Origin of the sequence: Pseudochryseolinea flava, assembly GCF_003286915.1 — a bacterium.
Classification (GTDB): domain Bacteria; phylum Bacteroidota; class Bacteroidia; order Cytophagales; family Cyclobacteriaceae; genus Ohtaekwangia; species Ohtaekwangia flava.
Genome location: NZ_QMFY01000005.1, coordinates 13,009 through 26,357, shown reverse-complemented (window position 1 = coordinate 26,357; position 13,349 = coordinate 13,009). Strand labels below are relative to the sequence as shown.

Sequence of the window (13,349 nt, the reverse complement as noted above, 5' to 3'; positions counted from 1 at the left end):
TTTTTCGGTAGTTTTACTCCCATCGGCGAGAATTGCAGCGATTATGATAACAAAAGAAAGTCTTTATGAGCCCTATGAGATTGTTTTCTCCACGGTAGATCAATGCGATAAACCAGGCCACAAACACTCCTTTTTTGAGCTCGTGTACGTGCGCTCCGGAACCGGTGTACAGTGCATTAACGACAACAAGTTTTCTTACAGAGAAAACCACATGTTCCTACTTACACCAGAGGACTGCCATTCATTTGACATTACTTCACCAACAGAATTTTTCTTCTTACGCTTCAACGATATTTATCTGAAGACTGCACACTTTCAACCTTCAGACATTCAACGATTGGAGTACATTCTACAAAATGCAAACCATCAACCGGGATGTATTTTAAAAAATCAACCCGATAAACTTTTAGTACGTCCAATTATTGAAGCAATTGCGCGCGAGCATTTGAATCATGATTTTTATAATCATCAGCTTGTACAACAGCTGGTGAACACGTTGATCATTGTTGTTGCCCGTAACATTGCGCGCTACCTACCGGAAAAAATTGACGTCCATACAGACGAAAAAGCCATCGATATCGTCAACTACATTCAGAACAATATTTATTTTCCGGAAAAGATTCGTTCGGAGGCGGTGAGCAATCACTTTGGTATCTCCGAAAATTATTTGGGAAAATTTTTCAAGAAGCATACGCAGGAAACGATGCAGCAATACATTGTGAATTATCGCACGCGACTAATAGAATCACGACTTCGGCATAGCGACAAACGAATTACAGAGATTGCCAACGAGCTTGGGTTCACCGATGAAAGCCATCTTACCAAATTCTTCAAGAAACAAAGGGGTATTAGTCCGACGCAGTTCAGGAAAAAAGAAATAAGTAGTAAGAATTAAGTAAGAAGACGAATAAGATAAACTCATGCAAACACATTTAGCATAAGAATTAAGTAGTAAGAATTAAGTAGTAAGAAGGCGAATAAGATAAACTCATGCAAACACATTTAGCACAGGTAAATATTGGCAAAATTGTAGCCTCGATTGACAGTCCGGTGATGGCAGATTTTGTAGCGAACTTAGATCCGATCAATGCATTGGCAGAACAAAGTGACGGCTTTATCTGGCGTTTAAAAGACGACGGCACCAACAACGCAACGTCGATAACAATGTATGGCGATCCGGCCATTATTGTGAATATGTCCGTATGGAAAGATTTCGATTCACTTTTTCAATATGTGTATAAATCAAAGCATGTTGATTTTTTCAAGCGACGTTCGGAATGGTTTCAAAAGATGCCGGAAATGTATGTAGCGTTATGGTATGTTCCAGTTGGGCATACCCCTACCGTTGCGGAAGCGCAAGCTCGGATCGACCATCTGCGAAAGCATGGCGAAACCGATTATGCTTTTACGTTTAAGCGCAAGCACCTGGTAAAGAATATCCAACAACCCGGTTAGCACTCGAAACGCCTATCACAGCAGACGACCATAAAAAATATTTTCAAGTCGATAAACATTTTTCGAATCTATGGCGTTATTGATGCGGTAATGGTCGTTACCGGCGCGGCGTTAGATTCATAAGTTACTTGAACAACACGCATCGCTTATGTCCAACTAAAAGAAAGGAGGTACCATGTCTAGTCCCAAGCACGTTTTATCGCAAATCGTAACACTAACAATTTTCACAGGTGCTGAGAATTGAGGGGTTTAGGTTTACCTCGTGAAATTTTAGTTTACGGATAAAATTTGAATGAGGATTTATAATATCCGGCTTGTATCTAGGCCGGATATTTCTTTTTAGATCCATTTATATTTTTGTGATACCTTCACGAAATAAAATTGAAACATCGTGGCTGTCCCGGCAATACAAAAATCTACACTCAAATTCCTGCAAGATCTTTCAGTCAATAACAACCGCGATTGGTTCAATGACAACAGAGCGCGTTTTGAACTCGCTAAGGCGAACGTCGAACAAATGATGGATGCTCTCATTGCAAAAATGAATGTACACGACCAAATCGACACGCCGAATGGAACGAAAAGTCTTTATCGTATTTATAACGACGTGCGATTCTCAAAAGATAAATCGCCGTATAATCCAAGATTTTTTGCCTACATGAAGCGCGTAAAACCGATGCTTCGTGGTGGTTACTATCTTTGGATAAAGCCTGGCGGTAAATCGCGCGTAGCATGTGGTTTTCTCGCACCGAATGCCGATGATCTAAAACGCATTCGCGAAGACATCTCGCTCAATTATGATACTTGGAAAAAATTATTGAAGTCTAAGAATCTCGTTGAAAACTTTGGCGCCATGCAAGGAGACCAAGTGAAGACAGCACCGCGGGGATTTTCCGTAGACGATCCTGCCATTGAACTGATTCGGTATAAACAATTTTGGTTCGAAGCATCCTTCACAGACCGCGAAGTGCTATCGCCTGATTTTGTGAACACGCTAAACAAAACATTCAAAAGCATTCGTCCATTCTTTAATTATGTAAGCGACGTACTCACCTCCGACGCGAATGGTGAATCTCTTTTTTAGTAATAAAAAAACGCACGAAGAATAGTCGCGCGTTTTTCTAGCAAATAATATTTAAGTAATCACACCACATATTGTTTGGATAACACACACGTCGTTATGCATGCGCGTGCTGTTTGCGTTTTTCCATTTCTGCTTTTGCGCGCTTTTTAATTTCCGCATCGCTTGGGTCTTCAATGTGCGTTGCAAACCACCAAATATTTCCCCACTCATCGCTAACAGCTCCTGCGCGATCGCCATAAAACTGATCTGCCGGTTCATCCATGGGCTTCGCTTTCGCCTGAACAGCTTTCTTATAAGCAGCATCTACATCATTTACGTAGAGGTAAAGCATCGATGCTTGCGCCTTCATCGCGCCCATGGTATCGGCGATCATGATCTGCGCATTCCCTATTTTTATTGTCGAGTGAATGATTTCACCATGATCATCTCTTAAATCATAAGTGATCTCGGCACCAAAAGCATTTTTTGCAAACTCGAGAAAGCGAGGCGCATCATCGAGCATTAGAAAAGGTGTTACAGTTGTAAATCCCTCCGGAATCGGCCGAACGGATTTCGATTTTGTCGTTTCTGCCATGACTCATGTTGGTTGTTTCACTTTTGATCTTAAAAAAACAATGCCCAAACACGGTTCCAACAGCAAAAAAAATGCAGCAATATTTTTCATTGCTGCATCCCCTGTAGAATAGTTGTCACCTAATCTTCTAAAGTAGATTCGATCGTAAGTTTTTGTTTGTTAAAAATTTCCTCCACACGATCATCCGCGGGCCAATTGGAAATAACGCGTGTATCAAAACTGAAGGTTGGACGGAATACGACTGTTGTAGAATATTTACCAGCAACCGGATAGCGTCTTACGCGCACGTTAATCGTTCCTTTTTCGCCTGGTGCTACACCAGAAGGACCAGCAACAGGACTAATAAGTGAAGCCGTAATTACATTTCTGTCGGTCGGGAACCCATTTGGTGCGGTACGATTTTCGTATTCAAAAGCAGCCATTCCCGTGATCGGATGATTGCCCTGATTCGTCCACTCTACAATAGCAAACATATCTTGAAAAGTATTTCCATCATCCGTCTTTACATTATCGGTGACGAGGACGGGATCCTTAAACTTGATTGGATCAATAACATCAACAACCACAACATACGGCAACGACTGCTCACCGGACGAATTTTCTGCCTTCAAGTAGAAGTACTTCGGATATTTCAAATCGACAGATAGCCCAGCCGTTGGGTATTCAACGTAGTCGTTCGCAACATTGTAGTATAACTTAGCCGCATCAATAGTGACGGTTGGTTTTAAGTTGGTTAAATCAGTGCCTAACGGAACAAGCACATAGATAGCATGTTGTGAATAAGTAGGATACTCGATAATTTTCGTCGCATCGATATCTGCAGCAAGCTGTGGGTTTTTGATCTTTTCAAACTTAAATCCTGTAACCTTATGATTTTTGATGAAAGGCGCACCGCCGTGTACTACAGTCACTTTATAGTGAACTACGCGCGTTGGGTCACTGTTAATTGAAATGGTGTAGGTCACAGGCTTAGAGAAATCTTGTGGAATACCTGCTGCAGGAGAAATACTATAGACATCATCTTCAAGTTTAAAGTCCCCTAAGCTGAGGGATAAACTTTCATGCGCATGCGGAATGACGATCGCAATCTCACCGGCCTTCGTTTCAACACCATTTTCTACCACAGGATGCGTGATATTAATCGTTAGATAATCTGCTTCCGTTAATGGGAAGTCGGAGAGACGCGCCTCGCTTAATGTTTTGTCAAGCGGATTAGGATCCTTACTATCATCATCAGAACCACAACTGCTCAAAAACAAAGAACCAATTACCAATGAAAAGAAAAGAAATGAAAGAGAAATTCTTGACATAAAACGGAGTTTCTTTAGTGATAAAAAAATTTAATCATTGGCAAATTATGACTAAACCAAGAAATCAGCGCTTGACATTTATCAATAAAAAGTATTTTTATTTTTTCCAAACGTTTTGCCATCAAGACGCGTCCCGTCAAGATAATTACACAACAACATCAATGCATCACTAAAAATGGTGAGTTTCCGCTTCACCAAAACTAACTACGGATGTTTTTCAATCCATTGTTCTGCATCTTCGATACTTGAAAATGCTTGCCAGTCCAGTTTACCGCCGACCTTCTTTTGCAATTGTGATGCGGCAAATTTTGTGAACACATCTTTTGATAAAGCAGCAGCGTAAGCACGCAATCCATTTTTTATCATCGACGGATAGAACTCATTCTCAAAAAAATCCATCGCGCCCGAAAATGTGCCCTGCATTTCCGTAAGGTTAGCACACATCAAGCGGATTTCATTTTTTTCGGCATATGCAATCACATGCCGGAGTAAGTCTGTGATCGCCTCCACCTTCACGATACCCTTATACTGCGTCTTTACCAACTTCCGTTGGGCATCGTAATGAGCAGCGCCATTTTCATTTTTATAGATAAGCTCCAGCATATTTTCGTTGTTTACCTGAATGTACATTTTTTCATGTACAACCTCAGCGAGCAAGCACTTCGAACAAACATGGCGGCGGAATTTCATCAAGAAAATAATTACGAGCAACTTGTTTTTTGAACACCAAAGTCATGATACATTTCGTAAATTTTTTAAACTCCCATCCAACATGTCACGATTTAGACTTTGCCTATTGGGCACCTATCTTTCATTGGCGCTTACTCTACCAACATTTGCACAAAACGGTATCTCGCTCTACGCTGATTCATCGTGGACGAAACCGTATGAACCATTCCGAATCGCGGGTGATGTCTACTATGTAGGTACGTATGACCTTGCTTGCTACCTCATTACAACCTCAGAAGGCAATGTGTTAATCAATACCGGTATGCCGTCATCGGTGGCTATGATTAGAAAAAGTATTGAAACGCTCGGCTTTAAATTCAGCGACCTCAAAATTCTTCTGACCACGCAGGCGCATTATGATCACATGGGCGCGATGGCCGAAATCCGAAAATTAACCAACGCTAAAATGATGGTGCACCAAGGCGATTCATCTGTTACAGCTGACGGTGGAAACTCTGATTTCCTTTTCGGAGGAAAGGGTGCGATGTATCCGCCTGTGCCGGTAGATCGTGTATTAAAGGATAAAGAGACTATCACACTGGGTGGTACAAAAATCCTTGTTCTTCATCACCCTGGACATACTAAAGGAGCGACAAGTTATTTGGTAGAAACGAAGGACAGCAAACGAAGCTGGAAGGTGCTCATTGCAAACATGCCGAGTATTCTCGAGCAGACAAGAATTTTCGGAATGCCTACCTATCCTAATGTCGGCAAAGATTATGCATACACGTTAAAATCATTAAAGTCACTTCAATTCGATTTATGGGTTGCTTCTCATGCAAGTCAGTTCAACTTACATGAAAAACGAAAGGAAGGCGACACTTACAATCCAAGTGTTTTTGGGAATTTGAAAGAATACGATGCCGCTGTGAAAGGTTATCAGGGCGACTACGATAAGCGCATCAAAGAAGAAAAGCGTTAGTCAAAAAAAATCGACCATAGTTTTCGTAATCACTATGGTCGATATCTTTATATAATATAGACTACACTTCTACAGCATCTTTCTCGCCAATCTGCTGTCGCCACATGGCATAGTAGAGTCCTTTCTCTTGTAGTAGCGTTTCATGTTTGCCGGACTCAATGATTTTTCCTCGTTCGAGTACAAATATCTTATCAGCATGCATAATGGTGGATAACCTGTGCGCAATCAAAATCGTGATGTGTTCGCGTATCGTCGACACATCCCGGATCGTCTCGGTGATTTCTTCTTCGGTTAGAGAATCCAAAGACGAGGTTGCCTCATCGAACACGAGCAAATCTGGCTGACGAAGCAGTGCACGTGCAATAGAAAGACGTTGCTTTTCTCCGCCAGAAACTTTTACACCACCCTCACCAATAACGGTGTCAAGTCCTTTATCGGCACGCGCGAGCAGCGATTGACAAGCTGCTTTTTGAAGTACAGCAAAACATTCTTCGTCGGTCGCGGATGGTCGCACAAAGAGAAGGTTCTCGCGAATGGTACCTGAAAATAACTGCGTGTCTTGGGTAACAAATCCAATCTTCTCACGCAAAGCATTCAGATTGATATCAGCACTCGACACATTGTTGTACAAAATTTCACCATCCTTCGGTGGGTATAATCCAACGAGAAGTTTTACCAGTGTTGTTTTACCTGATCCCGAAGGCCCGACAAAAGCAATCGTTTCACCTTTTTCTGTTGAGAATGAAATATCATTCAACGCATTTGTGTTAGCGGACTGATGTTTAAAACTAACCCCTTGAAATGTCAATGTAGAAATCTTCGCTATGGCAACAGGATTTTTTGGAACGACTTCTTTCTGAAGGCTCAGAATTCTATTGAAGTTAAATAACGACACCTCAGCCTCGCGATAAGCAATAATGACGTTGCCAATTTCCTGTAGTGGACCAAATAAGAAGAAAGAATAAAACAGAAATGTAAAATATTTTCCGTCGGAGATCTCCTTGTCGAAAATGAGTATCAACAAAATTACAACCATAACACTCCGAACGAAATTCACTGTTGTTCCTTGCAGAAAACTCATGCTTCGTACATACTTCACTTTCTTTAGTTCAAGTCCAAGAATTTTAAAAGTTGTATTGTTAAGTCTTTCAATTTCCTGGTTAGCCAGTCCAAGGCTTTTCACGAGCTCAATATTGCGGAGCGATTCCGTTGTAGAACCTGCCAGTGAGGTTGTTTCTTTTACAATATTCTTTTGAACGACCTTAATTTTTCTACTCAGTAACCAACTTGTTAGAGCGATAACAGGGACAGCGGCGAAGTACACCAGCGCTACTTTGTAACTGACCGTAAGCGCATAAATGGAAATGAAGATGAGACCAACTACACTTGAAAACAATATTGTGATGAACGCGGTGATAAATTTCTCGCAATCTGTTCTTACTTTTTGGAGGATACCGAGTGTTTCACCGCTTCGCTGATCTTCGAAAGTTTGATAAGGCAACTCAAGCGAGTGCCGTAATCCATCGGCATACATTTTCGCGCCGAGCTTTTGAACGAAGATACTGGTAAAATAATCTTGCAGATTTTTAGCGATTCTCGACACCATCGCTGCACCAATAGCCAATCCAACCAGGTAGAGTATTCCTTTTACGAACTCCGACCGCGGCAGGTCTCCTTTCCGATTGAGGAAGTTGTCTACAATTTTTCCAGTAATGTGCGGATCGAGGAGAGAAAAAACCTGGCTTACGGCAGCCAGAAACAACGCAAGTGCAATTAATCCTTTATAATTCTTCAGGTATTGGAGAAGTATCTTCATGCAGTAGAATGGAGAATGGTGGTGGTTTATTTACAATTTTACTGAAACGTAAAAATAGTGTCGGGTTGTTCCCGTTGAAAAAAAAATAACCACACAAATTGACTTTAAATCGGTCAAAATGCCCAGATTCTGGGCTCCGATAGCCCGCGTATCGTATATCTTAGATGAACATTCACCAATCTGTTTTTACTTTCTAGGCGTAACCTCGTATCAGGTTCAAAATGATTAAACCTATTCCAACCGAAATCCTGAAACGCGCTATCGAGGGCGACCGGCGTGCCTTTCAGAAAATCGTAGAAGGTCATCTGTCATTTGCATATGCCGTGGCTTATCGAATGCTTGGCAACCGCGCCGACGCAGAAGACATCACGCAAGACGCGTTTTTCAGGCTTTGGAAAAACATCCCGAAGTACAAAGTGGAAATCAAGTTGAGCACGTGGCTTTATAAGATTGTCACAAACCTGTGTTTGGATTTTTTAAAGTCGACCCGCTACCGTGAAAGAAAATTCATGCATGATGTTGAGGCAGCGAATAGTGTTCAATCGTCGCTTACACCGGAGGACATTATGAACGGCGAAGAATTGCAAAATCAACTCCTGCAAGCAAGTGAGGTACTATCGCCACTGCAGAAAGCTGTCTTTATACTTCGCGACCTTGAGGCGTTAACCGTAGAAGAGACCTGCGAAATTCTTTCGATTGATGCTGATGGTGTGAAGAGTAATCTTTTTCACGCACGAAAGAAAATATCAGCAACCTTAAAATTGATTTACGAAACACATGAACCGAAGTAGATATGCGCTGCGAGAATTTTGAAGAACAAATTTGGCTTTATGATGAGTTGTCAGTTTCACAACGACAGGTCGTGGATGAGCATCTCAAACATTGTGCTGATTGTGAAAAAATATGGCAAGCTCGAACACAGTTACGATTAACAACCCGCGATTGGAAGGGTGTAACACCAGCTCCTGAAAATTCAGCACAGCTGACACACAAAATCATGGCGCAAATTGTTGTACCATCGATGAACATACCATGGTTGGATGCGATCAACACAACGTGGTTGCGCTACGCCATGGCTTCACTTTCAACACTTTTCGTGGTGGCCTTCTTTTATACGCCTCCAAAGAACTTACCACATCAGCATTTACAGGCTTCGGGCGTTCGAGATGTCAATTTAAATACGAGTGCGTTCTTGAAAGTTAAGATCGAAAACAGAAAATCGAGGCAGCAAACATTTTCATTGCTGGCGTGTATCGAAAACAGAGAATGTGTACAATCCATTGCTAAAAAGAAAAAATACTATGAGAGTCGTTAATCAAATCATTGCTGTCGCCAGTACATTAATTATGCTGTCTTCTTGCGAAAATAAAGTGACTATTGAGACGACGGTAAACGAAGATGGTTCTGTAGACAAATCATTTACGATACCGAAAGGAGATACGGCTAAAGGCGACTATGCGATAAAAACTTTTGGCGTTTTGGTGAAGGATGGCTGGACAAAAACAAGTTCGATTACAAGACCCGCTTCGGTGGACAAAGATGGCGCGATACATTCGGCCGAATTCAAGATCAACTACACCAAGGCTTTTCCTTCCGTAAAAGAGATGAACGAAGCACTTGGGTATTATAGCGACACGACACTACAAACGACAGCTATTTTCGAGAAACGATTCCGGTGGTTCTATACGTATATCTTCTATTCAGAAACCTATCATCCCATCAACAAGCTCAGTCTCCCGATTGACGACTACATCACGCGTGAAGATTCAGCATTCATCGACAGGCTTCCGGCAGAAGGAAAAAAAATATCGAAAGCTGACAGTGTGTACCTGGCGTCACTGAATGACAAGATTTTTGAAAAATACGGACTTGACGCTGTTAAAGAAGAGTACTTTCAAATCATGCTAACGTTGATCCGTTCGCAAAAAATCGAAAAACGCTGGGAAGACACGTTACGCGTACATACAGTATCGCTGTTCAAGCAACTTACTGAGGACAAAAATATAGAAGCGGATTACCTACCCAAGCAAATGGAAGCTATCGGTATACCGTTGGATTACATTGTTGCTCAAAAAGAATTTGACGCACTATCAAAACGTTTAGAACTAAAACTTGCCTTCATCACATGGACTGTAGATGGAAAATATAACAACATCATCAACATGCCAGGGGAAGTCGTGAACACCAATGCTGACTCGATTAGTGGCAATCGTCTGTTCTTCAATCCACCAGCGGTGAAATTCATATTCAAAACACATACGCTCTATGCCGAGTCGCGGAAGATGAATTACTGGGCAGTGATTGTATCCGTACTCATCATTGGATTCACCATCTTTCTTTTCGTTCGGAAGAAATAGTGACGTTCATAGTTCACCGTTCACGGTTCACAGTTCACGGACGGTTAGCCGATCACAGTTCACCGATCACAGTTCGCCGTTTAGTCAACCGTGAACTGTCATCAGTAAACTGTGACGAGTGAACTTCAACTGTGAACCGTCATCAGTGAACTGTGAACAAGTGAACTCATCTCACCTTCCTCCGGTAACGTTCAAGATACTTCCGGTGACGTAAGATGCTTCGTCGCTGGCGAGCCAAAGGATGGTTGCCGCAATTTCTTCTGGTTGCCCGAGGCGTTTGAGTGGAATTGATTCCACTAGTTTCGCAGCGCGGTTCGCATCGCCGCTGTCGACGTGGATTTCCGTATCGATGAGTCCTGGTCTTACGGCATTTACGCGTATACCCTCCGTTGCGAGTTCTTTAGCAAGCCCAATCGTAAACGTATCGATTGCTCCTTTCGATGCAGCATAGTCGACATAAACATTGGGTGATCCTCCTTGACTTGCACCGGAGGATACGTTGATGATGGCGCCACCATGACCACCCGTTTTTTTGGACATCAGTTTAATTGCTTCCTGACTAGCGTAAAAACTTCCGTACACGTTTACTTCAAACATGCGCTTAATTCTTTCCGGAGAAAAGTTCACGACACGATCGGCCAGTGCGACGATGGAAGCGTTGTTGACGAGGACATCGAGACGTCCAAAATGTTTGAGCACATTTTGAAACAGCGTAGTTACCTGTGTTGCGTCAGCGATATCGGCTTGAAATGCTTTTGCGTTACCGCCTTCGCGCGTGATTTCATGTACAACTTTTTCGGCGGCTTGATGATCGTGGATATAATTAACGGCTACGTCATAACCTTTTTTTGCAGCCAAGATTGCTGTGGCCGCGCCGATGCCACGACTGGCGCCTGTTATCAGAATTACTTTTCTCATTTCGGATGGCTCAATTAGAAAACATGAAAGATCGCCGATAGTTGTGAAGATGCAAAATGCAAATGATGACTACTGCGTTGCATGAGGGATTGAGCGGCATGTTTGAGCCCGTCTCCGGCGTGCGCGGTGATGGCGAGTAGCGAAAGCCCGACCCCGAGTTTGCGAGGGGGCATGCCCAGAACAATCGCATCCCAGAATTGCTGTTCATTTCTTTGGATATCGTTAACTTTAACAATAAAAGAAAACATCAATGCGCATACGCATATTTTTTATAACAGCCATGATCAGTTTTGCGATTCAAGTGCATGCACAGACCGATGATGAGTTTATAAAGCGCAACAAATTAACGCCACCGGGAACAGCATTTTTGAAAGGCAATGTGTACCTGGACGAAACTGAATTGACAAACATTGCGTGGCTTGAGTTCTTACATTACGTTGCCCTCGATTCGACGAGAGAATACTACGAAGCCATGCTTCCGGATACAATGGTTTGGAAAAGGTATGACACGCCGAAAATTGCATTGGGAAATTCTGTTGACTCGACACTCTCGTTCACGGAGCACTATTTACGCTATCCTGGTTATCGGTATTTTCCTGTGGTTGGCATATCGTTCTTTCAAGCGACAGAATATTGCAAGTGGCGATCCGCAGCGGTTACAAAAACAATGAACGAACGGTTGGCGAAAGAGAAAAAAGATTTTCGTGTCTCCTTTACCTATGTACTCCCTGGCATCGAAGAGCTTCAGTACAGGGCTAAAGAGAATAAAAAACGAAAACTCTCTAAGAAAACGGTGCAGGAGATAAAAAATTTCTCATCGACATTTAAAGATGGTCGTGAATATCATTCGGCGTGCGTAGCCCAGCCTATTGGTATTAGCGATACCGGAAAAGAAATTCTGATCAGCGGTGTGAACTGGGTGGGTTATATTTATGAGAATCTCACCGAAGGATCCTTTTACAATCTATTGGGAAATGTATCTGAAATGACAAATGAGCAAGGAACCTCTTTCGGCGGAAGCTGGATTCATACGATGGAAGAAATTAAAGTACTCCAAACATTCCCCTATCACCGTCCTGAATTTTGGCTGGGGTTCCGATGTGCGTGTAGTGTCTCCGTTACAAAAATCAAGTGAGTAACCACAATGATACAGAATGTAGAATCAAAAATTAACGCTTGGCATTGGGGAGCCTTTATTGGCTGTTTTGCATTGATGAGGATTTTAATTGCTGTCGCCTTTAAATTGGTTACATACCTTTTGGACGCGCCCGTCGTACAGCAAGTAGGCATGGCGTTGGGTAATGCTGCTTTTGAGTTCATGCTCGTTGTAATCGTGTCGCCACTAATTGAGACATACCTCGCTGTGTTTCTACCTTTTCATTTTCTTAAAAGCAGGCTGCAGCTCCACTACATCGTCGTGATTTCGGCGCTGATATTTGCAGCATTTCACCACTATAGTGTGATCTATGCTGTTCATGCATTCTTGGGTGGATTGATTTACGCTTTTGCTTTCTACGCCAAGCGTGATCGCCAGTTTACGATCTTATACGCCGCCGCCGTGCATAGCGGTTACAACTTGTTTGTATACCTGTATGATCGCATGGACTTCTGACCCTCTGGAAATATCTATTTTTTTACAGTCATCTGATCTGCTGACATACTGCTGTCAGGGGACGTATTCAACTTTGTGTCATCAGTCATCTAAAACACAAAAGAAAATGGAAAGTAAAGCCCACACCCTGAGAGGATTAACGACATTGAACTTCTTTGCTGCAGACCATAGCGTGGCCGTAGCATGGTATACCAAATTCCTGGGCTTTGCACCCAATTTCGAGCGTCCTGGTTATGCGGAGTTTAGAATTGGAGATTTCAAACATGAGTTCGGCATCATCGACGCACGCTTTGCACCTGGAACCAACGGTACCCCCGGTGGCGCAATTATGTATTGGCATGTTGACGACCTCGAAGGCACGTTAGAAAAACTAATCGCACTTGGTGCCACGCCGTTTGAAAAGATCATGAAGCGTGGCGAGGGATTCATCACCGCATCGGTAGTCGATCCTTTTGGAAATGTGTTGGGTATCATGTACAACCGCCATTATTTGGAAGTTCATGGAAAGGTTGCTAACCATTTACAATAATAATGTATGATGCAAAAAACTAAAGCTATGGTGAGTAAGGTTG

15 protein-coding genes are annotated in these 13,349 nt (G+C 42.5%); 10 read left to right on the top strand and 5 right to left on the bottom strand.

What is annotated here, in order from left to right:
* The first annotated feature begins 43 nt into the window (after positions 1–43).
* From DQQ10_RS11355 to DQQ10_RS11345, 3 genes are all read left to right on the top strand, one after another.
* Positions 44–895 carry a helix-turn-helix transcriptional regulator gene (locus DQQ10_RS11355; RefSeq protein ID WP_221409716.1) on the top strand — a complete coding sequence of 284 codons (852 nt, stop codon included), beginning with the start codon at positions 44–46 and terminating at the stop codon, positions 893–895.
* A gap of 95 nt (positions 896–990) precedes the next feature.
* A complete protein-coding gene (locus DQQ10_RS11350) occupies positions 991–1,455 on the top strand; it encodes a DUF3291 domain-containing protein (RefSeq protein ID WP_112746995.1) in 465 nt (154 codons plus the stop codon).
* Between the two features lie 391 nt (positions 1,456–1,846).
* Positions 1,847–2,539, top strand: coding sequence for a DUF2461 domain-containing protein (locus DQQ10_RS11345; RefSeq protein WP_112746994.1), 693 nt, complete (start codon positions 1,847–1,849; stop codon positions 2,537–2,539).
* Positions 2,540–2,633: 94 nt separating this feature from the next.
* Here the strand turns inward: DQQ10_RS11345 and DQQ10_RS11340 are convergent, their stop codons facing one another.
* From DQQ10_RS11340 to DQQ10_RS11330, 3 genes are all read right to left on the bottom strand, one after another.
* Complete coding sequence (locus DQQ10_RS11340) at positions 2,634–3,113, bottom strand: VOC family protein (RefSeq protein WP_112746993.1); 480 nt, start codon at positions 3,111–3,113, stop codon at positions 2,634–2,636.
* A gap of 119 nt (positions 3,114–3,232) precedes the next feature.
* Entirely contained in the window at positions 3,233–4,423 is a 1,191-nt protein-coding gene (locus DQQ10_RS11335; RefSeq protein WP_112746992.1) for a hypothetical protein, read from the bottom strand.
* A gap of 204 nt (positions 4,424–4,627) precedes the next feature.
* Positions 4,628–5,026, bottom strand: a complete 399-nt coding sequence (locus tag DQQ10_RS11330) for a hypothetical protein (RefSeq protein WP_165823900.1) — start codon at positions 5,024–5,026, stop codon at positions 4,628–4,630.
* A 169-nt stretch (positions 5,027–5,195) separates the two neighbouring features.
* Between DQQ10_RS11330 and bla the strand changes: the two genes are divergently transcribed.
* Complete coding sequence (bla, locus tag DQQ10_RS11325) at positions 5,196–6,074, top strand: subclass B3 metallo-beta-lactamase (protein ID WP_112747270.1); 879 nt, start codon at positions 5,196–5,198, stop codon at positions 6,072–6,074.
* Positions 6,075–6,135: 61 nt separating this feature from the next.
* On the opposite strand, the gene DQQ10_RS11320 is transcribed toward bla, so the two are convergent.
* Complete coding sequence (locus tag DQQ10_RS11320; RefSeq protein WP_112746990.1) at positions 6,136–7,890, bottom strand: ABC transporter ATP-binding protein; 1,755 nt, start codon at positions 7,888–7,890, stop codon at positions 6,136–6,138.
* Positions 7,891–8,111: 221 nt separating this feature from the next.
* On the opposite strand from DQQ10_RS11320, the gene DQQ10_RS11315 reads away from it, so the two are divergent.
* From DQQ10_RS11315 to DQQ10_RS11305, 3 genes are read left to right on the top strand one after another with little or no spacing between them, the layout of a single operon-like run.
* Positions 8,112–8,681 carry an RNA polymerase sigma factor gene (locus tag DQQ10_RS11315; protein ID WP_112746989.1) on the top strand — a complete coding sequence of 190 codons (570 nt, stop codon included), beginning with the start codon at positions 8,112–8,114 and terminating at the stop codon, positions 8,679–8,681.
* Between the two features lie 2 nt (positions 8,682–8,683).
* A complete protein-coding gene (locus DQQ10_RS11310; RefSeq protein WP_112746988.1) occupies positions 8,684–9,205 on the top strand; it encodes an anti-sigma factor family protein in 522 nt (173 codons plus the stop codon).
* Positions 9,192–10,247 carry a hypothetical protein gene (locus DQQ10_RS11305; protein WP_112746987.1) on the top strand — a complete coding sequence of 352 codons (1,056 nt, stop codon included), beginning with the start codon at positions 9,192–9,194 and terminating at the stop codon, positions 10,245–10,247. The genes DQQ10_RS11310 and DQQ10_RS11305 overlap by 14 nt, the downstream gene beginning before the upstream one ends.
* Positions 10,248–10,418: 171 nt before the next feature.
* Here DQQ10_RS11305 and DQQ10_RS11300 read toward each other — a convergent pair whose 3' ends face one another.
* The gene (locus DQQ10_RS11300; protein ID WP_112746986.1) at positions 10,419–11,165 is read right to left on the bottom strand and encodes a glucose 1-dehydrogenase; all 747 of its coding nucleotides are present in this window, start codon (positions 11,163–11,165) and stop codon (positions 10,419–10,421) included.
* 250 nt (positions 11,166–11,415) lie between these two features.
* Between DQQ10_RS11300 and DQQ10_RS11290 the strand changes: the two genes are divergently transcribed.
* The 3 genes from DQQ10_RS11290 (at position 11,416) to DQQ10_RS11280 (ending at position 13,306) form a co-directional block, all read left to right on the top strand.
* Positions 11,416–12,300 carry an SUMF1/EgtB/PvdO family nonheme iron enzyme gene (locus DQQ10_RS11290; RefSeq protein WP_112746984.1) on the top strand — a complete coding sequence of 295 codons (885 nt, stop codon included), beginning with the start codon at positions 11,416–11,418 and terminating at the stop codon, positions 12,298–12,300.
* Between the two features lie 9 nt (positions 12,301–12,309).
* On the top strand, positions 12,310–12,777 hold the full coding sequence (locus DQQ10_RS11285; RefSeq protein WP_112746983.1) for a CPBP family intramembrane glutamic endopeptidase: 468 nt from the start codon (positions 12,310–12,312) through the stop codon (positions 12,775–12,777).
* Positions 12,778–12,883: 106 nt separating this feature from the next.
* Positions 12,884–13,306 carry a VOC family protein gene (locus DQQ10_RS11280; protein WP_112746982.1) on the top strand — a complete coding sequence of 141 codons (423 nt, stop codon included), beginning with the start codon at positions 12,884–12,886 and terminating at the stop codon, positions 13,304–13,306.
* Positions 13,307–13,349 lie beyond the last annotated feature (43 nt).